The sequence below is a fragment of the Pseudomonas sp. SWRI50 genome (assembly GCF_014269095.1).
Classification (GTDB): domain Bacteria; phylum Pseudomonadota; class Gammaproteobacteria; order Pseudomonadales; family Pseudomonadaceae; genus Aquipseudomonas; species Aquipseudomonas kermanshahensis.
This window is the reverse complement of the sequence record NZ_JABWRW010000002.1, coordinates 372,203-395,352: the sequence shown is the minus strand read 5'-3', so window position 1 is coordinate 395,352 and position 23,150 is coordinate 372,203. Positions and strand designations below refer to the sequence as shown.

The window sequence follows — 23,150 nt, the reverse complement described above, 5'->3', positions numbered from 1 at the left end:
AAACGGCACCGGGGTGCCCAGCCGATCACCCTCGCCGGCCAGAAACGCGATCAGTTCGTGACGCACCACCTCCAAGGCACTGTGGTCCATGGCGATATGGTGGAACTGCAGGGTGGCGGTCAGTGCGCCATCGGCCTGCTCGGCCTCGCGCAGCAGGCGGATTAGCGGTGCCTGGGTCAGGTCGAGCCTGCCGCGCGTGGGGTCGTTATCGGGTAACGTCGCCACCTGCAGGTCAGCGTGGCGCCAGACCACCTGCACCGGCGTTTCGAGCCCTTCCCAGTGCACCGAGGTGCGCAGGATGTCATGGCGGGCAATCACGCCACGGAGCGCATCGGCAAACGCCTGCAAGCGGGCCTCGCTGGCAAACACGAAACGCGCCTGCATCACGTACGGGTCGCTGTCGGTGGCACTGGCGTGGTGGAACAGCATGCCCTGCTGCAGCGGTGCCAGTGGGTAGATGTCTTGCACGTTAGCCGCGCCGCCGGGGATGCAGGCGACGATGCGGTCAAGGGTGCCCTGGTCGAGGTCGATCAGGTTGAGGTGCTGCGGCGTAATGCGCGTGCAGCCCGGCTCGATGAGGTTGGACGGCACGTGTACCGCGCCCTGTTTCACGGCCACGTACTCGCCGCGCTCGATCATCGCCACCAGCGTTGGCTTGTGTTCACGCAGTTGCGCCACCAACGCGGGGTCGGTCAGGGCCTGGCGGTTGCCCTGGACGGCCAGTTGCCCGTCCTTCAACGCCAGCTGCACGTTTTTGGCCGTCAGTGTTGCCAGTAGTTGGTTGATGCTCACAGGACGATCTCCATTCTGTCTGTGATGGCTGCGTAGCCCGCCAAGGTCGGTTGGTCGAACAGGGCGCGCACGTCGGCTTCCAGGCCTTGATCACGCAGGCGGGAGGTGAGGGTCACCGCCAGCAGCGAATGGCCGCCCAGTTCGAAGAAGTTGTCATGCCGCCCTACCCGCTCAACGCCCAGCAGCTCGGCCCAGATCGTTGCCAGCAGGGTTTCGGTTTCGCCTTCTGGGGCTTCGTACGCACGGTTTTGCAGGGCTTCGGTGTCCGGCAGTGGCAAAGCCTTGCGGTCGAGTTTGCCGTTGGGGCTCAGGGGCAATGCGTCCAGGTGCAGGAACAGCGCGGGCACCATGAACTCCGGCAGGTGGGCCAGCAATGCCGTGCGCAGAACGTCTGCGGCCTGCTGCTCACCGGTGTAATACGCCACCAGACGCTGGTCGCGGGCGACCACGACGGCTTCTTTCACGCCTTCGATGGCCGTCAGGCCAGCCTGGATTTCACCCAGCTCGATGCGTAGGCCGCGCAGCTTCACCTGGTCATCGTTGCGGCCCAGGTATTCGATGTTGCCATCGGCCAGGTGCCGCGCCAGGTCGCCGGTGCGGTACAGGCGTGCACCAGGGCGGGTGCTGAACGGATCGTCGATGAAGCGTTCGGCGGTCAGTTCGGTGCGGTTCAGGTAGCCTCGGGCGACTTGCACGCCGCCGATGAACAGTTCGCCGGCCACGCCTTGCGGGACCGGCTGGCCTTGGCTGTCGAGTACGTACAGCGTGGTGTTGGCGATCGGTTTGCCGATGGGGGTGTTGTCCGGCGCCGTCACGCAGTGCCAGGCGCTCACGTCCACCGCAGCTTCGGTCGGGCCGTACAGGTTGTGCAATTCAACGGTTGGTAATTGCGCGTGGAAGCGTCGGACCAGGCCGCCCGGCAAGGCTTCGCCGCTGCACAGGACGCGCTTCAACGAAGCCGCCGAGACGTCACCATGGGCCAGGAATACATCCAGCATCGAAGGCACGAAGTGCAAGGTCGTGACGTTTTCGCTGCGGATCACTTGACGCAGGTACTCCGGATCACGATGGCCACCGGGGCGCGCCATGACCAGACGTGCGCCGGTTTGCAGCGGCCAGAGGAATTCCCATACCGATACGTCGAAGCTGAACGGGGTCTTCTGCAAGACCACGTCGTCTGCACCGAGGTTGTACGCGTCTTGCATCCACAACAGACGGTTGACCACGCCGACATGCTCGTTCATCACACCCTTCGGCAAGCCGGTGGAGCCTGAGGTGTAGATCACGTAAGCCAGGTGACGCGGGGTCAAGCCGGTTGCAACTGGGTTGCTGGACGGCAGGGCGTTCCAGGTCGGCTGATCCAGGTCGATAACCTGGGCCGAATCCGGTACGTGCCGCGTAGCACTGTGCACCAGCACCGCCACCGGCGCGCTGTCGCTCAGCATATGCCGCACGCGCTCAGCTGGGTAATCGGGGTCAACCGGCACATACGCGCCGCCGGCCTTGAGGATGGCCAGCAGGCCAACCACCATCGACAGCCCACGTTCGACGCAGATCGCCACCCGATCATCAGGTTTAACACCGAGCTCAATCAGGTGATGCGCAAGGCGGTTGGCCTGCTCATTCAGCTGGCGATAGCTCAGTATGCCTTCTTCGGCTTTAACCGCGACCGCATCCGGCTTACGCAACACCTGCGCCTCGATCATCCCGTGCAGGGTCTGCTCAAGGTCATAATCCACCGCCGTGTCGTTGAAGCCCAGCAGCACACGTTCACGTTCCTGCGCTTCCAGCACCGGCAAGCGCTGCACCGGCAGTTCCGGCGTCTGCTCCAGCGCCTCGACCATGGCCTCCAACACCTGGTTCATCTGCCCACAGATACGCGCCGCGCCTACGTCGGCCGGGGTCATGGCAACCAGGCGGAAGCCCTCCCCCAGGTCATCCACGTTCAAGCCCAGCGGGTAGTTGCTGCGTTCCTGGCTTTCTAGGTTGTCGATACCTTGCGTCGCCTGCCGCTGGCTGTCAGTGACCTGCGTGCTGTGCCGGTAGTTGAGCATGGCGCTGAACAACGGCAAGGGCGCAGCCACGCCACTGCAGCGCTGGGCCAAGGCCAGCGATGCATGCTCGTGGGCCAGCAAGGCACTGAGGCGCTGATGAGTAGCATGGGCCCCTTCATGCAGGCTGATACCGCCCAGGTCGACCCGCAGCGGCAAGGTGTTGATGAACATGCCCAACGCCCGCTCGGCGCCTTCACCGCCTTGCAGGCGGCCCAGCAGTACGGTGCCGAACACCACGCTGTCCTGGCCACTGGCGGCCGCCAGCAGGCGCGCCCAGGCCAGGTGGAACAGGCTGGCGACGCTGATACCCAATTGCCGGCCTTGCTGGCGCAGCCTTTGTGCCAGGTCGTCACGCAGCCACAGCTGGGCCTCCTCGATGTCACGACCGTCACCCTGCACATCGCTAAGGCCGAACGGCAGCGTTGGCGCGTCGATATCCGCCAGTTGCCCGCGGAAAAACGCTTCATGCTCCGCCTGGCTGATACCCAGGCGCGCCTGGGCCACGTAGTTGCGGTACGGCACCGGTGCCTGGGCCGGCTCGGCCGCACCCTGCAGATAACCGATCAGCTCCTCGCCGACCACTTCCATGGCCGTGTGGTCGAGCACGATGTGGTGGAACTGCAAGGTGGCTTCGATGCGGGCCGCGCCCGGCTGCTGCGTGTACAGCAGACGGATCAGCGGTGCCTTGCTCAGGTCAAGCATTGCCTCGCTGTCGCGACCACGCGCCATGACCGACAACGGCGCCTGCCGCCAGACCACCTGCACCGGCTGCGGTAGGCCTTCCCAGAGCACCGCTGTGCGCAGCACGTCGTGGCGGGCGATGACCTTGTCCAATGCTGCCGTGAAGTTGTTCAAGTGTTCGCGGCTGGCGAACCCGAAGCGCGACTGCAGCACATAAGGGTCGTGCCCCTGCGCGCTGAGGTGGTGGTACAGGATGCCCTCCTGCAAGGGTGCCAGCGGGTAGATGTCCTGCACATTGCGGGCACCGCCGGGTACCTGGGCAACGATACGGTCGATGGCCGCCTGCTCCAGCGCCACCAGCGGCAGCATGCCGGGGGTGATGTGCGGGCAGCCGGCCGGGATCAGGTTGTCCGGCACCTGCACCTGTTGCACCTGGCCCAGGGTCGTCGCCAGTGCCGCCACCGTCGGCTGGCCAAACAGCGTACGCACATCCACCTGCACGCCCTCGCGGCGCAAGCGCGCGGTCAGGTTCACCGCCAGCAACGAATGGCCACCCAGCTCGAAGAAGTTATCGTGGCGGCCCACTCGCTCAACGCCCAGCATGTCAGCCCACACCGCTGCCAGGGCCATTTCCACTTCGCCCTGCGGGGCGACATAGGCCTGGCCTGCAAGCAGCGCCGGATCCGGATCGGGCAACGCCTTGCGGTCGAGCTTGCCATGGCTGGTCAACGGCAGTGCTGGCAGGCAGGTGAAGGCCAACGGCACCAGGTGTGCGGGCAGGCTTGCCTGCAAAGCTTGGCGCAGTGTGTCCACCGCCACCGGTGTGGTTTCAGTGAACCAGGCCAGCAGCCGCTCGCCACGCACCAGCACCACCGCATCGCCGATACCAGGCTGCGCGGCAAGTACGCTTTCGATTTCGCCAAGCTCCACCCGTACGCCGCGGATCTTCACCTGGTCGTCGTTACGGCCCAGGTAATCCAAGGTGCCGTCAGCGCTCCAGCGCACCAGGTCACCTGTGCGGTACAGCCGCGCATGGGGTTGGGCGGTGAACGGGTCGGCAATGAAGCGCTCCTCGGTCAGTGCCGGGCGATTGAAGTAACCGCGGGCCACCCCAGCGCCGCCAATGTACAACTCACCCACGGCGCCCACCGGCACCGGCTGGCGGCGCTCGTCGAGCACATACACCTGGGTGTTGGCGATAGGCTTACCGATATGCAGCGCCCCTTCGGGTAGCAGTTGCCCGGACGTGGCCACTACGGTGGCTTCGGTCGGGCCATAGTTGTTGACCAGGGCAAAACCTGGGTCGCGCTCGAACTGGCGCAGGCGATCGCCGCCGACCAGCAGCGTGCGCAAGGTCGGGTGCTGACGCTCGCGGCGCAGCGCCTGTTCGGCCACGGGTGTGGGCAGGAAGCTGACAGCCAGCGGCTGCTCCAGCCACCAGTCGAGCAATTCGTCGACGTGCTCACCGGCAATGCGTGCGGGCGGTACGTGCAGCACGGCCCCCGTGCACAGCGCCGGCCACACCTCCCAGGCCACCGCATCGAAGCCAAAACCGGCCACCGTGCTGGTATGGCTGCCGGCTTTCAAGGCAAAGGCCTCACAGTGCCAGTGCACCAGGTTGACCAGGGTCGCATGCTCGACCATCACCCCTTTCGGCTGGCCGGTAGAGCCGGAGGTGTAGATCACATACGCCAGTTGGCGATCATCCAGGCCTGCCACGCAGGGGTTGCTGTCGGCTGCGCCCTGCCAGGCATCGCGGTGCAGCTCGACACGTGGGGTGTCCCCCACCAGCGCCAGGGTGGCCGCATCGACCAGCACCAATGCCGGCGTGCTGTCTTCAAGCAGGTAGGCGATGCGTTCGCCTGGGTAGGCCGGGTCGATCGGCACATAGGCCGCACCGGCCTTGAGAATGGCCAACAGGCCGACCAGGCGCTCCAGGGTGCGCGGCAAGCACAATGCCACCCGGTCGCCGACCTTCACCCCGCGGCTGATCAGGTGATGCGCCAGGCGGTTGGCGCAGCGATTAAGCTCGCCGTAGCTCAGTACCTGGCCATCCTGCACCAGTGCTGCCGCTTGCGGTGCGCGGGCCGCCTGGGCCTCGACCAGGGCGTGCACGGCCTGCCCTTTCGGGTAGTCGCGTGCGGTGGCATTGAACGCTTCCAGCACCTGCTGCCGGGCCACCGGGTCCAGGATCGACAATGCCTCGACCGGCTTGGCCGCAGACTGCGTCAGCGCCTGCAGCAGTTCCACCAGGGCCTGGTTCATCCAGCCAGCGACCCGCTCGGCGCCAATGCCTGCCTGGGCCAGCACACTCAAGGCAAAGCCTTCGCCCAGGTCGTCGACACTCAGGGTCAGCGGGTAGTTGCTGCGCTCCTCACCGCCCAGCAGGCGAACACCCTGGCTGTGGGTATCGCCGTCGGCAGGCACCCCTGCCGTGCTGTGGCGGTAGTTGAACAAGGCGCTGAACAACGGTGTGGACGCGGCCACGCCACTGCAGCGCTGGGCCAACGCTAGCGAGGCATGCTCGTGCGCCAACAGCGCCGAGAGCCGCTGATGGGTGGCGCGCACCGCCTGCGCCACCGGTGCAGTCAAGTCGATGCGCAGCGGCAAGGTGTTGATGAACACGCCCAACGCCCGGTCGGCCCCTTCACCGCCCTGCAAGCGCCCCATCAGCACGGTGCCAAACACGACATCGGTGCGGTTGGCGAGCACACCCAGCACCCGTGCCCAGGCCAGGTGCGCCAGGCTCGCGGCACTCACGCCCAGCTGCCGAGCCTGTTCGCGCAAGCCGCGCGCCACGCTGGCGTCGATGACCAGGTGGGCTTCTTCGATAGCGTGGCCGTCACCCTGTACGTCGCTCAGGCCAAACGGCAAGGTCGGGGTATCAAGGTCCCCCAGCATCTCGCGGAAGAACGCTTCATGGCTGGCATCGTCGGCCCCAAGGCGGGCTTGGGCAACATAGGTGCGATAAGGCACTGGCGCCGGCAAGCGTTCGCCCTGGCCCGCCAGCAACACCTGCATCTCGCTGGCGATGACTTCCATGGCGGTATGGTCCAGGGCCAGGTGATGGAATTGCAGAATCGCCACCACGCGCTGGTTGGCCGGGTCATCGGCATGCAGCAGGCGCAGCAAGGGTGCCCGCGACAGGTCGAGGCGCTGGTGACGGGCGTCGAAGCGGGCCTGCAAGGCATCGATCACCGACCCAGTAGCCAGGCCTTCGATTGCGCTCACCTGCATCCGCGCTTCCCGCCAAACCACTTGTACTGCGTGCGCAAGCCCTTCGCTGACCACTGCGGTGCGCAGAATGTCGTGCCGGTCGATGACCTGCTGCAAGGCGCCCGCCCAGCGCTGCAAGTGCGCCAGGCTGTCGAAGGCCAGGCGCGACTGCAGCAGGTACGGGTCGCCCTGTGCGGCGCTCAAGTGGTGGTACAGGATGCCCTCCTGCAGCGGGGCCAGCGGGTAGATTTCCTGCACATTGGCGGCGCCACCCGGCACCGTGGCGACGATACGGTCGATACTGGCCTGGTCGAGCTCGATCAGGCTGAGCATGTCCGGGGTGATGTGGCGGGCCGTGTGTGGCACACGGTTGGCGGGCACCTGCACCTCGCGACCGCTGCCCACGGCGGCGGCCAGCGCCGCCAGGGTGGGCTGGGCAAACAGCACGCGCACATCGGCGCTGAGGCCGGCCTTGCGCATGCGCTCAACCAGGGTCACGGCCAGCAGCGAATGGCCGCCCAGCTCGAAGAAGTGGTCGTGGCGCCCAACCTGCGCGACCTTGAGCAGGTCGGCCCAGATCGCCGCCAGGGTGGTTTCGACCTCACCCTGTGGCGCCTCGAAGGCGCGGCTGAGTACTGCCTCGCTGCCGGGTTGCGGCAAGGCACGGCGGTCAAGCTTGCCGTTGGCGGTCAGCGGCAATTCATCCAGGCACACGTAGGCCGCTGGCAGCATGTAGTCCGGCAACTGGCCTTGCAGCTGTTGGTGCAGTTCGGCAATGCCAGGGGCCGGGTTGTTGGCGGTGAAATAGGCCACCAGGCGCTTGTCACCGGGCACGTCCTCACGCACCACCACGGCCGTGTCACGCACACCGGCACACGCGCCCAGGCGCGCTTCGATTTCACCCAGCTCGATGCGGAAGCCTCGCAGCTTGATCTGCTGGTCGGCACGGCCCAGGTAACGCAAGGTGCCATCAGCCTGCCAGCAGGCCAGGTCGCCACTGCGGTACATGCGCGCACCCGGCTCACGGCTGAACGGGTCGTCGAGGAAGCGCTCAGCGGTAAGAGCCGGCTGGCCGAGGTACCCCAAGGCGACGCCAGCGCCGCCGATGTACAGCTCACCGACCGCGCCAACCGGCAACGGCTGCTGACGGGCGTCGAGCACATAGCAACGGGCATTGCCGATCGGCCTGCCAATCGGGATGCTGCCCTCGCCGACCGTGGCGATGAGGTGGGTGGTGCTGAAGGTGGTAGCTTCAGTCGGGCCATAGCCATTGAGCAGGTGTTGTGGGGCGCCTTCGCGCAGCACCCGGCCGACGATGGCCGGGTCCAGCACATCGCCGCCCAGCATCAGGTAGCGAAGCTTGGCGAATGCCGGCAGCAGGTCATCGGCAAACTGATGGAACAGGCCGGCAGTCAGCCACAGCACGCTGACGCGCTGCGCCAGCAACACCTCACGCAATGCCTGACGCGACAGCACCTGGTCCTGGTCGATGACGACCACCGTGCCGCCGTTGAGCAGCGGTGCCCAGACTTCCAAGGTACTGGCGTCGAACGCAGGGTTGGAGGCGAACGCGACACGGTCCTGGCAGGTGAATTCGGCAAAGCCGTTATTGATCACCAGGCGCACGATGGCCCGGTGCGGCACTTGCACGCCCTTAGGGGTGCCGGTAGAGCCGGAGGTGTACATGATGTAGGCGGCGCTTTCGGCAGCTACCGCCAGGCCCGGCGACTGCTGCGCGTACCCGGTGAGGTCGAGGCGGTCCAGCTCGACGCGCAGGGCATTGCCTACCCGCTGTTCGCTGCTGAAGGTGAGCAAGACACGCGCCTGGCTGTCTTCGATCATGAAGGCCTGGCGCTCGGCAGGCGCGTTGCTGTCCAGCGGCACGAAGACCGCCGCGCATTTGCTCGCCGCCAGTTGCGCAGCCAGCAACTCGATGCTGCGGGGCAGCAGCAGGGCCACACGATCGCCAGGGCGCACGCCCAGGGCGAGCAGGTGGTGAGCCAGGCGGTTGGCGTGCTGTTCGAGCTGCTCATAGCTCCACTGCCGGCCACCGTGAACCACCGCCGGTGCAGCCGGGCTGAGCGCGGCATAGGTGCCAAACAGGGTGTGCAGCGCATGTTCCCGTGGGTAATCGCGGCGGGTGGCATTGAAGCCTTGCAACACCAGTTCGCGCTCGTCAACTGCCAGTTGGCTCACCTTGTGCAGGGCCGTGGTCGGCGCCTGCGCAAGGGCTTGGGCCAGTTGCTCAAGGGCGGTGCTGAGCAGGCGGCAGACCTGCGCGCCATCGACCTCCGGCACCGCTTGCACGGTCAGCACAAAGGCGTCGCCCACATCGTCGACGTTGACCACCAATGGGTAGTTGCTGCGCTCATGCGCGGCCAGTTGCTCGATACCCTGCCAAGCCTGGCGCAGCTCGGCCTTGGCCGGTGCACTGTGGCGGAAGTTGAGCAGGCTGGTGAACAGCGCCTGAGACGCCGGGACTGCACTGCAACGCTGAGCCAACGCCAGCGAGGCTTGCTCATGGGCCAGCAGGCGGGCCAGCCGTTGGTGGGTCAGGCGTACGCCCTCGGCCACCGCCGTGGCACCCACGCTCACCCGCAGCGGCAAGGTGTTGATGAACATGCCCAGGGCCCGTTCAGCCCCCTCGCCGCCTTGCAGGCGACCGAGCAACACCGTGCCGAACACCACTTCCTCGCGCCCTGACAGTTGCGCCAGCACCTGCCCCCAGGCCTGGTGCACCAGGCTGGCGACGCTGATGCCAAGCAGGCGGGCCTGCTCGCGCAAACGGCCGGCCAGCGCCGTGTCCAGGGCCAGACGGCTGTCCAACACACGGCTGCCGTCACTGAGCGCATCGCGTAGGCCGAATACCGTGGTGGGTTCGTCGATGTCGCCCAGCAGCTCGCGGAACAGTGCCTCGTCAGCCTGGCTATCGGCGCCCAGCCGTGCCTGCGCCACATAGTTGCGGTAGGGCACGCTGGCCTGCGACAGGGCCTGGCCTTGCAGCACAGCGGTGATCTCGGCCACCAGCTGTTCGACGGCTGCGTGGTCGAGGATGATGTGGTGGATCAGCAGCGTGGCTTCCACGCGCCCCTCGCCGTGGCTAGGGAGCAGGCGGATCAAGGGGGCCTTGTTCAAGTCGAGCGTGGTGCTGCTTTCATCACCGCGCACGGCTGCGCCGACTGCCGGCACAGTGCGCCAGACGACCTGCACGGGCTCCTCCAGCCCCTGCCAGTGGATGCTGGTGCGCAGGATGTCGTGACGGGCGATGACCTGGTCGAGCGCTGCGGCAAAGGCATCGAGTTCGGCTTGCGCCGGGAAGGCAAAGCGTGCCTGCAGCACGTAGGGGTCTGCGCCTTCGCTGGCCAAGTGATGGTAGAGGATGCCTTGCTGCAGCGGGGCCAGGCCGTAGACATCCTGGACATTGGCCACGCCACCGGGGATCTGCGCGACCAGGGTGTCGATGGCCGCCTGGGACAGCTCGGCGAGCGGTAGCATGTCCGGCGTGATGCGTGTGCCCTCTGCCGGAATGCGGTTGGCTGGCACGCTAATGCGGGCTTCACCGCCCACCGCAGCGGCGAGCGCTGCCAAGGTCGGCTGGCCGAACAGTACGCGGATATCGGCATGCAGGCCTTGTTGGCGTAGGCGCGAGGTCAGGGTCACCGCCAGCAGCGAATGGCCGCCCAGTTCGAAGAAGTTGTCGTGGCGCCCTACCCGCTCAACGCCCAGCAGCTCAGCCCATATCGTTGCCAGCAGGGTTTCGGTTTCGCCTTCTGGGGCTTCGTACGCACGGTTTTGCAGGGCTTCGGTGTCCGGCAGTGGCAAAGCCTTGCGGTCGAGTTTGCCGTTGGGGCTCAGGGGCAATGCGTCCAGGTGCAGGAACAGCGCGGGCACCATGAACTCCGGCAGGTGGGCCAGCAATGCCGTGCGCAGAACGTCTGCGGCCTGCTGCTCACCGGTGTAATACGCCACCAGACGCTGGTCGCGGGCGACCACGACGGCTTCTTTCACGCCTTCGATGGCCGTCAGGCCAGCCTGGATTTCACCCAGCTCGATGCGTAGGCCGCGCAGCTTCACCTGGTCATCGTTGCGGCCCAGGTATTCGATGTTGCCATCGGCCAGGTGCCGCGCCAGGTCGCCGGTGCGGTACAGGCGTGCACCAGGGCGGGTGCTGAACGGATCGTCGATGAAGCGTTCGGCGGTCAGTTCGGTGCGGTTCAGGTAGCCTCGGGCGACTTGCACGCCGCCGATGAACAGCTCGCCAGCCACGCCTTGCGGTACGGGTTGCCCCAGCGTATCGAGTACGTACAGCGTGGTGTTGGCGATCGGTTTGCCGATGGGGGTGTTGTCCGGTGCCGTCACGCAGTGCCAGGCGCTCACGTCCACCGCTGCTTCAGTCGGGCCGTACAGGTTGTGCAGTTCAACGGTTGGTAATTGCGCGTGGAAGCGTCGAACCAGGCTGCCCGGCAAGGCTTCGCCGCTGCACAGGACGCGCTTCAACGAAGCCGCCGAGACGTCACCATGGGCCAGGAACACATCCAGCATCGAGGGCACGAAGTGCAAGGTGGTGACGTTTTCGCTGCGGATCACCTGACGCAGGTACTCCGGATCGCGATGGCCGCCGGGGCGCGCCATGACCAGACGTGCGCCAGTTTGCAGCGGCCAGAGGAATTCCCATACCGATACGTCGAAGCTGAATGGGGTCTTCTGTAAGACCACGTCGTCAGCGCCGAGGTTATAGGCGTCTTGCATCCACAACAGGCGGTTGACCACGCCCGCATGCTCGTTCATCACGCCCTTCGGCAAGCCGGTGGAGCCTGAGGTGTAGATCACGTAGGCCAGGTGACGCGGGGTCAAGCTGGTGACAACGGGGTTGCTGGAAGGCTGGGCGTTCCAGGTCGGCTGATCCAGGTCGATAACCTGGGCCGAATCCGGTACATGACGCGTAGCACTGTGCACCAGCACCGCCACCGGCGTGCTGTCGCTCAGCATATGCCGCACGCGCTCAGCTGGGTAATCGGGGTCAACCGGCACATACGCGCCGCCGGCCTTGAGGATGGCCAGCAGGCCAACCACCATCGACAGCCCACGTTCGACGCAGATCGCCACCCGATCATCAGGTTTAACACCGAGCTCAATCAGGTGATGCGCAAGGCGGTTGGCCTGCTCATTCAGCTGGCGATAGCTCAGTATGCCTTCTTCGGCTTTAACCGCGACCGCATCCGGCGTACGCAACACCTGCGCCTCGATCATCCCGTGCAGGGTCTGCTCAAGGTCATAGTCCACCGCCGTGTCGTTGAAGCCCAGCAGCACACGTTCACGTTCCTGCGCTTCCAGCACCGGCAAGCGCTGCACTGGCAGTTCTGGCGTCTGCTCCAGCGCCTCGACCATGGCCTCCAGCACCTGGTTCATCTGCCCACAGATACGCGCCGCGCCTACGTCGGCCGGGGTCATGGCAACCAGGCGGAAGCCCTCCCCCAAATCGTCGACGTTCAGGCTCAACGGGTAGTTGGTGCGCTCCTGGCCTTCGAGCACGTCGATGCCTTGCCACGCCTGCCGCTGTTCGGTGCTGGCTTCTGCGCCATGGCGGTAGTTGAGCATGGCGCTGAACAACGGCAACGGTGTAGCCACAGCGCTGCAGCGCTGGGCCAACGCCAAGGACGCGTGTTCGTGCGCCAGCAGTGCACTGAGGCGCTGATGCACGGCCTGCGCCCCTTCGCGCAGGCTCACCTCGCCCAGGTCGACCCGCAGCGGCAAGGTATTGATGAACATGCCGAGCGCCCGCTCGGCGCCCTCACCGCCTTGCAGGCGCCCCAGCAACACCGTGCCGAACACCACGCGGTCCTTGCCGCTGGCAGCGGCCAACAGGCGCGCCCAAGCCAGGTGGAACAGGCTGGCGACACTGATGCCCAGGTGCCGTGCCTGGCGCCGCAGCCCTGCGGCCAGCTCGGCCGACAGCGCCAGCTTGGCTTCTTGCATGCCAAGGCCATCGCCTTGCACATCGCTAAGGCCGAACGGCAACGTCGGCTCGTCGACATCCGCCAACTGCTCGTGGAAGAACGCCTCATGCTCGGCCTGGCTGACACCCAGGCGCGCCTGGGCCACGTAGTTGCGATACGGCACGGGGGTCTGGACCGGCGGCGTGCCCTGCAGGAAGCCCATCAACTCCTCACCGACCACCTCCAGGGCGGTGTGGTCGAGGACGATGTGGTGGAACTGCAAGGTGGCTTCGATGCACTCGCTGCCCGGTGCCTGGCGATGAAGCAGACGAATCAGCGGCGCTTGGCTCAAGTCCAGGCCAACGGTAGCCGCATCGTCGTCGCGCAGGACCTGCAGCGGGGCGTGACGCCAGACCACCTGCACAGCCTGCGGCAGGCCGTCCCATAGCACTGCTGTGCGCAGCACGTCGTGGCGGGCGATGACCTGGTCCAGCGCGCTGGCGAAGGCTTGCAGGCGTTCGCCGTTGTCAAAACGCAGCCGGGAATACAGCACATAGGGATCGTGCTCGGCGCTCAGGTGATGGTAAAGGATACCTTCCTGCAGCGGGGCCAGCGGGTAGATGTCCTGCACATTGGCCGCACCGCCCGGCACGCGCGCGACGATGCGGTCGATCGCGGGTTGGTCGAGGTCGATCAGGCTCAACAGGTCTGGGGTGATATGAGTACAACCGGCAGGGATGCGGTTTTCAGGTACCCGCACTTGCTGGTTGCGACCCAAGGTCTCGGCCAGGGCCGCGATGGTAGGCCGGCCGAACAGGGTCCGTACATCGACTTGCAGCCCTTCCAGGCGCAGACGCGCAGTCAGGCTTACCGCCAGCAGCGAATGGCCACCCAGCTCGAAGAAGTTGTCGTGCCGGCCCACGTGCTCGACGCCCAGCAGTTGCGCCCACAGTTGGGCCAGCAGGGTTTCGGTCTGCCCCTGCGGCGCCTGGTAGGGGCGTTCATGCAAGGCGGTATCCGGCGCGGGCAGCGCTTTACGGTCGAGCTTGCCATTGGGCGTCAACGGCAACTGGTCGAGGTGGATGTACTGTGCCGGCAGCATGTATTCCGGCAGGTCCTGCAGCAGTGCCTGGCGCAGGCTGTCCGCCTCGGGTGGCTCACCGGTGAGGTAGGCGACCAGGCGCGGCCCACTGGCCGGGGCGTCGTAAGCCAGTACCACGGCCTCGCGCACACCGGGCACACGCACCAGGCAGGCTTCGATCTCGCCCGGCTCGATGCGCAGGCCACGGATTTTGACCTGGTGGTCGTTACGGCCGAGGAAGACCAGGTTGCCATCCTCGCGGTGGCGCACCAGGTCACCGCTGCGGTACAGGCGATCGCCGTCAACGAAGGGGCTGGCGATGAAGCGTTCGGCCTGCTGTTCGGGCAAGCCCAAGTAACCCCGCGCTACGCCCGCGCCGCCGATATGCAGGTGGCCGACCACGCCCCACGGCACGGGTTGGTCGTAGTGGTCGAGTACATACAGCCGGGTATTGTCGATGGCGGTACCAATCGGCAACGCCCCGTGCGGCAGGTCCGCGCCCGGTTCCAGCGTCCAGGCGCTGCAATCGACGGTGGTCTCGGTCGGGCCATACACGTTATGCAGGCGCACACCCGGCAGGCGCTCGCGTACCTGAGCGGCAAGCGCCTGGGTCAACTCACCACCACCGCAGACGATATCGCTGAGGCTGGCGCAGCGAGCGCTCGCAGGTGCTTCGAGGAACTGCTGCAGCAACGCCGGCACAAATTGCACCACGCTGACCTGCTGCGCCTCGATCAATTGCGCAAGGTAGTGCGGGTCACGCTGGCCGTGCGGGCGCGCCAGTACCAGGCGTAGGCCGCTGCACAACGGCCAGAACAGTTCCCACACCGAGGCATCGAAGCTGACCGGGGTCTTGTGCAGCACAGCGCCTTTGCCAGGTAGCTGGCAAAGGCGCTGGCTCCAGCGCACCAGGTTGACCACGTTGCGGTGTTCGACCATCACCCCCTTGGGCTGCCCTGTGGAGCCGGAGGTGTAGATCACATACGCCAGGTGGCTCGCGTTCAGCGCGGCTACGCGAGGGTTGCTGATCGGCTGGGCTTCCCAGCAAGGTTGATCGAGGTCGATCAACTGCACCGGGGTGCCGTGTACGACCTCACGGGTAGCGCTGTGCGCCAGCACGGCCAGCGGCGCACTGTCGCTCAGCATGTGGCGGATACGTTCAGCCGGGTAGCCCGGGTCAACTGGCACATACGCGCCGCCTGCCTTGAGGATGGCCAGCAAGCCGACCACCATCGACAGCCCGCGCTCGACGCAGATCGCTACACGATCATCCGGTTTGACGCCCAAGCCGATCAAATGATGAGCAAGCCGATTGGCTTGCTCATCGAGCTGGCGATAGCTCAGCTCGCCTTCCTCGGCGACCAGTGCAATGGCAGTGGGCGTGCGCCGTACCTGGGCCTCGAACAGCCCGTGCAGCGGTTGCGCCATGTCGTGAGGCGTTTGCGGGGCACTGGCCAGCAGTCGCCGGCGCTCATCAGGCGTCAGTACCGGTAACTGCTGCACTGGCGTGTCAGGTGCGTGCTCAAGTGCATCCAGCAACCCGTGCAGCACCTGCAGCAGTTGGTCGCAGACACGCTGCGCGCCCACCTGAGCGCTGACCTGGGCCGTCAGCCGCAGGCCATCGCCCAGGTCGTCCACGTTGACACTTAGCGGGTAATTGCCGTGGCCGCCGCTGGGCAGTGCCTGGATGCCTTCCAGGGCTTCGCGTTGCGCTTGCTGCTCGGGCTGGCTGGCGCCATGCCGGTAGTTGAGCATGGCGCTGAACAACGGCGTTGGCGCAGCCACGCCGCTGCAACGCTGGGCCAAGGCCAGCGAAGCGTGCTCGTGCACCAGCAATGCACTCAGCCGCTGGTGGGCCAGGCGCACCCCTGCGCGCACGCCTAGCCCTTGCAGGTCCAGGCGCAGTGGCAAGGTATTGATGAACATGCCCAGGCCGCGATCAGCGCCAGCGCCGCCTTGCAGGCGCCCCAACAGCACAGTGCCGAACACCACGCGGTCGTTGCCACTGGTGGCGGCCACCAGCCGCGCCCAGGCCAGGTGCAGCACGCTGGCGGCGCTCACGCCCAACTGCTGGGCCTGGCTGCGCAGGCACCGGTATTGCTCAGGGGCCAGTTGCACCGTGGCCAACTCGAAGGCGCTGGCCTGGCCCTGCAGGTCGGCCAGGCCATAGGGCAAGGTCGGTTCGTCGATGTCGGCCAGCTCGGCGCGGAAGAACGCCTCGTGCTCGGCCTCGCTGATGGCCAGGCGCGCCTGGGCCACGTAGTTGCGGTACGGCACGGCCGGTTGGCTGGGCTGCTGGCCGCGCAGGTGATCGCGGATTTCTTCCAGCACCACCTTCATTGCCGTGTGGTCCAGGGCGATGTGGTGGAACTGCAGAGTGGCTTCGAGGCCTTCGGTGCCTGGCTGTGGGGTCTGCAGCAGGCGGATCAGTGGGGCTTGGCTCAGGTCGAGAGGCCCGGTGGCTTCGCTGCTATTGACCAGCACCGAGCCCGGCACGCTGCGCCATACCACCTGCACCGCCTGCACCAGGCCGTCCCAGAGCACGGCGGTACGCAGGATATCGTGGCGCGCGATGACCTTGTCCAAGGCCTGGGCGAAGGCCAGCAGGCGGGCTTGGCTGTCGAATGCCACACGCCACTGCAGCAGGTACGGGTCTGCGTCTGCGGCACTCAGGTGATGGTAGAGAATGCCCTCCTGCAGCGGTGCCAACGGGTAGATGTCCTGCACGTTGGCAGCACCACCTGGCACCGTGGCGACGATGCGCTCGAGGGTACTGGCGTCCAACGTCAGCAAAGGCAGCATGGCGGGGGTGATGTGGGTGCAGCCCGCTGGAATACGGTTCGCGGGCACGCTGACCTGGCGACCTTTGCCCAGCGCGGCAGCCAGTGCAGCCACGGTGGGCTGGCCGAACAGCACCCGCACGTCGGTCTGCAGGCCCTGTTGGCGCAAGCGTTCGATCAGGGTCACAGCCAGCAGCGAGTGGCCGCCCAGCTCGAAGAAGTTGTCGTGCCGCCCTACCCGTTCCACGCCCAGCACATCGGCCCAGACGCTGGCCATGGCCGCTTCGGTCTCGCTGGCAGGGGCTTCATAGCCCTGGCTGATCAGTTGGGCCGCGTCCGGCTCAGGCAGGGCCCGGCGGTCCAGCTTGCCATGGCGGGTCAACGGCCATTGGTCCAGACGGATGAACGCCTGCGGCACCATGTGCCCCGGCAAGCTGGCCTGCAGCGCGTGACGCAGAGCCTCGACCGCCACCGGCACCTGTTCGGTGAACCAGGCCAGCAGACGCTCGCCACGCACCAATACCACGGCATCGGCAATACCGGGCTGGGCTGTCAGCGCCGCCTCGATTTCACCCAACTCCACGCGCACGCCGCGGACCTTCACCTGGTCGTCATTGCGGCCGAGGTAGTCCAGCGTGCCATCAGCGTTCCAGCGCACCAAGTCGCCACTGCGGTACATGCGCGCGCCGGGCTTGCGGCTGAACGGGTCGGCGATAAATCGCTCTTCGGTCAGCTCAGGGCGATTGAAATAGCCCCGCGCCACCTGCGCGCCGCCAATGTACAGCTCGCCCACGACGCCCACGGGCACCGCTTGGTGATGCGCATCGAGCACATAGACGCGGGTATTGGCGATGGGGGTGCCAATGTGCAACGCCGCACCCGGTAAGACCTGGCCAGACGTGGCGACGACCGTGGTCTCGGTCGGCCCATAGTTGTTGACCAGGGCGAAACCTGGATCGCGGTCGAACTGGCGCAGGCGGTCGCCACCGATCAGTAAGGTGCGCAAGGTGGGGTGTTGCCGTTCGCGGCGCAGCGCCTGTTCGGCCACCGGCGTGGGCAAGAAACTGACCGCCAGCGGCTGCTCGACCCACCAGTTGAGCAGTTCATCCACATGTTCATTGCCGATGTGCGCAGGTGGCAGGTGCAGCGTGGCACCGGCACACAGCGCCGGCCATACTTCCCAGGCCATGGCGTCAAAGCCAAAGCCAGCAACGCTCGAGGTACGCACACCGGCCTCCAGCGCGAAGGCCTGGCAGTGCCAGTGCACCAAGTTGGCCAGGGTGTGGTGCTCGATCATCACGCCCTTGGGCTGGCCGGTGGAGCCGGAGGTGTAGACCAAGTAGGCCAAGTGGTGCGCGTCCAGCCCAGGTACGTGCGGGTTGCTGTCCAGGGCATCATCGGCGGCGGCCTGGTCGAGGTTCAGGCGGGGTATGTCAGCAGGCAGGCCGGCAATGCCCGTTTCGCTCAGCACCAGGGCGGGTGCGCTGTCGGCCAGCAGGTAGGCAATGCGTTCGGCAGGATAGCCCGGGTCGACCGGCACATAGGCAGCGCCGGCCTTGAGCACGGCCAGCAGGCCGATTACTCGCTCGGCGCTGCGGCCCACGCACAATGCCACGCGGTCACCGCCGCGCACGCCGCGTGCGATCAGCTGATGCGCCAGGCGGTTGGCCCGCAGGTTCAGGTCACCATAGCTGAGTGCCTGGCCATCCTGGCTCACGGCCGTGGCATCCGGGGTGTCGGCTGCGCGGGCCTCCACCAGCGCGTGCACCGTCAGCCCTTGCGGGTAGTGCTGTGCGGTGGCGTTGAAACTGCCCAGCAGCTGTTGGCGCGCTTCGTCGCTCAGGATCGACAAACTGTCGACCCGCGCCTCCTGCCCTTGCTGCAATGCTTGCAGCAGCTGGGTGACGGCATTGACCATCCAGGCGGCGACCCGCGCCGCACCCATCCCTGCGATAGCCAGCACACTGAAGGTGAAACCTTCACCCAGGTCATTGACGCTGAGGGTCAGCGGGTAGTTGCTGCGCTCCTCGCCACCGAGCAGGCGCACACCCTCCCAGATTGCCTCGCCGGTGGCCGCGTCGGCGCTGTGCCGATAGTTGAGCAAGGCACTGAACAACGGCGCGGACGCGGCCACGCCACTGCAGCGCTGGGCCAAGGCCAGCGGCGCGTGTTCATGGCCCAATAAGGCCGAGAGGTTGCGGTGGGTGGCGCGCACGGCGGCACGCACGGCCAGCGTGGTGTCCACCCGCAGCGGCAGGGTGTTGATGAACATCCCCAACGCCCGGTCGGCGCCCTCGCCGCCCTGCAGGCGGCCCATCAGTACCGTGCCAAACACCACATCATCGCGGTTGGCCAGCACGCCCAGTACGCGCGCCCAGGCCAGGTGCATGAGGCTGGCGGCACTGACGCCCAGTTGCCGCGCCTGGGTGCGCAAACCGTGGGCAACTTCGCCGTCCAGTGCCTGGAACGCCGTTTCGATGCCGCGGCCATCGCCCTGCACATCGGCATAGCCCAGTGGCAAGGTCGGTTCTTCGACATCCGCCAGCATCTCGCGGAAGAACGCTTCGTGGGCCGCCTGGTCACCCAGGCGAGCCTGGGCCACGTAATTGCGGTATGGCACCGCTGCCGGCAGTGTGTGCCCCTGGCCGAACAGCAAGGCGCGCATCTCGCGGGCGACCACGTCCATGGCCGTGTGGTCGAGGGTCAGGTGATGGAACAGCAGAATCGCCACCACCTGCTGGTTGGCTGGGTCCAGGCTGTAATACAGGCGGGTCAATGGCGCCTGGGTCAGGTCCAACCGGTGGTGCCGCGCATCGAACCGGGCATGCAACTGTTCAACCCGCGCCAGGCCATCGTCATCGGCCAGGTCGTCGATTTCGCTGACCACCAGCTCGGCTTTGCGCCAAACCACTTGCAGCGGCTGCGCCAGCCCTTGCCAAAGCACGGCGGTGCGCAGGATATCGTGGCGATCAATGACTTTTTGCAGCGCACCGGCCCAGGCCAGCAAGCGCTCGACACTGTCGAAGGCCAGACGGGTCTGCAGCAGGTAGGGGTCGCCCTGCTCGGCGCTCAGGTGGTGATAGAGAATGCCTTCCTGCAGCGGGGCCAGCGGGTAGATTTCCTGCACATTGGCGGCGCCACCCGGCACTGTGGCGACGATGTCGTCGATTGCTGCCTGGTCCAGGTCGATCAGGCTGAGCATGCTCGGCGTGATGCGTTGGGCCTGCGCGGGCACCCGGTTGGCAGGCACCTTCACTTCGTGGCCGATGCCCGCCGCGCCGGCCAAGGCCGCCAGGGTCGGTTGGGCGAACAGCACCCGCACATCGATCAGCAGGCCAGCCTTGCGCAAGCGCTCGACCAACGTCACCGCCAGCAGCGAGTGGCCGCCCAGTTCGAAGAAGTTGTCATGGCGCCCTACCCGCTCCACACCCAGCACATCGGCCCAGATCGCCGCCATCGTCGCTTCGGTTTCGCCCGTGGGCGCTTCGTAGGCCTGGCCAAACAACTGCGAGGCCTCTGGGTCAGGCAGCGCACGGCGGTCGAGTTTGCCATGGCTGGTCAGCGGCAGCTCATCGAGGCGCACGAACGCCAGCGGCACCATGTGCGCCGGCAAGCGGGCCTGCAGGGCCTGGCGCAAGGCGTCGAGGGCGACAGGGGCGGTCTCGGTGAACCAGGCCAGCAAACGCTCGCCCCGCACCAGCACCACGGCGGCGTCGATACCCGGCTGCGCCGCGAGGGTGGCCTCGATTTCACCCAGCTCAACCCGCACACCACGGATCTTCACCTGGTCGTCGTTGCGGCCGAGGTAGTCGAGGGTGCCGTCGGCATTCCAGCGCACCCGATCACCGCTGCGGTACATGCGTGCGTTGGGCTGCTCGCTGAACGGGTCGACAAGAAAAGCCTGTTCGGTCAACGCCGGGCGATTGAAGTAGCCCCGCGCCACTTGCGCGCCGCCGATGAACAACTCACCCGCGACGCCAACCGGGACTGGCTGCAAGCCTTCGTCCAGTACATAGACGCGGGTATTGGCGATGGGCCGGCCGATGTGCAGTGCGCCGTTGGGCAAGACCTGCCCAGAGGTGGCGACAACAGTCGTTTCGGTTGGCCCGTAGTTGTTGATCAGGGCAAAGCCTGGCGCTCGCTCGAACTGGCGCAGGCGGTCCCCGCCCACCAGCAAGGTGCGCAGGGTCGGGTGCTGGTGTTCGCGACGCAGGGCCTGCTCCGCTACCGGGGTGGGCAGGAAGCTGACCTTCAGTGGCTGCAACAGCCACCAGTCGAGCAACTCATCGACATGCTCGTTGGCGATGTGCGCGGGTGGCAGGTGCAGCGTGGCCCCGGCGCACAAGGCTGGCCAGACCTCCCAGGCCATGGCGTCAAACCCGAAACCGGCCACACTTGACGTGTGCGCATCGGCGTCCAGCGCAAAGGCCTGGCAGTGCCAATGCACCAGGTTGGCGAGCGTGTGGTGCTCGATCATCACCCCCTTGGGCTGGCCGGTGGAGCCGGAGGTGTAGACCACATAGGCCAGTTGCTGCACGTCCAGCCCAGGTCGCTGTGGGTTGCTGTCGTGCGCAGCACAGGTGCTGATGGGGTCCAAGTCCAGGCGCGGCACCTCGGCCGGCAGCCCGTTCACCGCAGTCTCGCTCACGACCAGTGCCGGGGCACTGTCAGCCAGCAGGTAGGCAATGCGCTCAGCTGGGTACGCCGGGTCCACCGGCACGTAGGCCGCGCCCGCTTTAAGCACTGCCAGCAACGCAACCACGCGCCCGCTGTTGCGCGGCAGGCACAGGGCCACGCGGTCCCCCACCTGAACGCCGCGTTCGATCAGTTGGTGAGCCAGTTGGTTGGCACGGCGGTTGAGTTCGTCGTAACGCAGCGCCTGGCCATCCTGCAACAGCGCAACCGCTGCTGGCGCGGTGGCGGCGCGGGCCTCGACCATGGCGTGTACGGTCTGCCCCTGCGGATAAAGCTGGGCGGTGTGGTTGAACTGTTGCAGTACCTGATCACGCTCGGCAGGCGGCAATACCTGCAACCCTTGCAGCGCTGCCGTGGGGGTGTGTTCCAGGGCGTCAACCAGGCTTGCCAATACCTGTTCGAACTGCGCGCACAGGCGTGACGCGCTCCACCCCGGCAGGCTCTGCACGGTCAGGCGCAGCGCGTCGCCCAGGTCGTCGACGCTGACAGTCAGCGGGTAATCGGTGCGCTCCTCGGCGCCGACGATATCGATGCCAGCAGCCACCGGGATGATCTCGGCGGCATCACCGGCGTCACTGTGCCGGTAGTTGAGCAGACTATTGAACAGCGGCGCCGGCGCGGCCACACCGCTGCAGCGTTGGGCCAGGGCCAGCGACGCCTGTTCGTGGCCGAGCAAGGCGCTGAGCCGTCGGTGGGTGGCCAGCAGGGCGTCACGCACGCTGGTTGGGCCCAGGTCGATGCGCAACGGCAGGCTGTTGATGAACATCCCCAGCGCCTGCTCGCTGCCGTCGCCGGTGGTCATGCGGCCCAGCAGCACGCTGCCGAACACCACCTGCTGGCGGCCCGACAGCTGCCCAATCAACCGGCCAAAGCCCAGGTGCAACACGCTTGCCGGGCTCACGCCGAGTTGCCGGGCCTGGCTGCGCAGGCGCTGGCTGAGCGTAGGTGGCAGGGTCAGGCGTGCTTGCTCCAGTTGCACATCACCTTTGTCCTGCAGGCCGAAGGCAAGCGTGGGCTCATCGATGTCGCCCAGCATCTCGCGGAAGAAGCGCTCATGGGCGTCCTCATCCAGTGCCTGGCGAGCGGCGGCCAGCACATTGCGAAAAGGCATGGGGGCCGCCAGTCGGTCGGACTGGCCAGCGATGTGCGCCTGGATTTCGCGGCGCACGATATCCAGGGCGGTATGGTCCATCACCACGTGGTGGAACATCAGCAGCGCCACCCACGTAGTGCCCTCGCCTTGCGCGTGCATCAGTTGCATCAACGGTGCCTGGCGCAGGTCGAGACGATACTGGCGCGGGTCGAAGCGCGCGCACAGCTCGGCAAGGGCTGTGCTGCCAGCGACTGGCACGGCTTCGCGGACCAGCGTCGCCTCGTGCCAGACCACCTGCACCGGTTGGTCGAGGTATTCCCAGTGCAGCGCGGTGCGCAGGATATCGTGGCGCTGGATCACCCACTGCAGCGCCTCGGCGAAGGCTTCCAGGTGGGTTTTGCTGGCGAAGCGCAGTTGCACCTGCGACAGGTACGGGTCGCCCTCGGTGGCGGACAGGTGGTGGTACAGCATGCCCTGCTGCAGCGGGGCCAGCGGGTAGATGTCCTGAACGTTGGCTGCGCCGCCCGGCACGCTGGCGACGATGCGGTCGATGGCTTCCTGGTCCAGCGTGACCAGCGGCAGCATGTCGGGGGTGATCCGGAAGGCCGGGCTGAGCCAGTCGTCATCGCGTTCGGCGAGCATCTCCAGCAACGCCGGCTTGTGCCGTGACAACGCCTCCCACAAGCTGTCGTCCAGGGTATCGTCATCGCCGAGGACGATCAGGTCCTGGTCTTCACGCTGGAGTCGGATCGCACGGGTGGAAAGAGCAGCCATCAGTTCGCTGAAGTGCATCGGTAAGCATCCTGCTTTGCCTGGAATGGG

The 23,150-nt window shown here is 66.6% G+C and carries 2 protein-coding genes (1 of these 2 cut by a window edge); both read right to left on the bottom strand.

Annotated features, from left to right (window positions below):
• A protein-coding gene (locus tag HU750_RS03875) for a non-ribosomal peptide synthetase (protein WP_186676920.1) crosses the window boundary here: on the bottom strand, positions 1-792 show its beginning. It extends 10,533 nt beyond the left edge of the window; 792 of the gene's 11,325 nt are visible here — the first part of the coding sequence; its start codon is at positions 790-792; the stop codon falls past the left edge of the window.
• Positions 789-23,120, bottom strand: coding sequence for a non-ribosomal peptide synthase/polyketide synthase (locus HU750_RS03870; protein ID WP_186676917.1), 22,332 nt, complete (start codon positions 23,118-23,120; stop codon positions 789-791). The genes HU750_RS03875 and HU750_RS03870 overlap by 4 nt, the downstream gene beginning before the upstream one ends.
• Positions 23,121-23,150 lie beyond the last annotated feature (30 nt).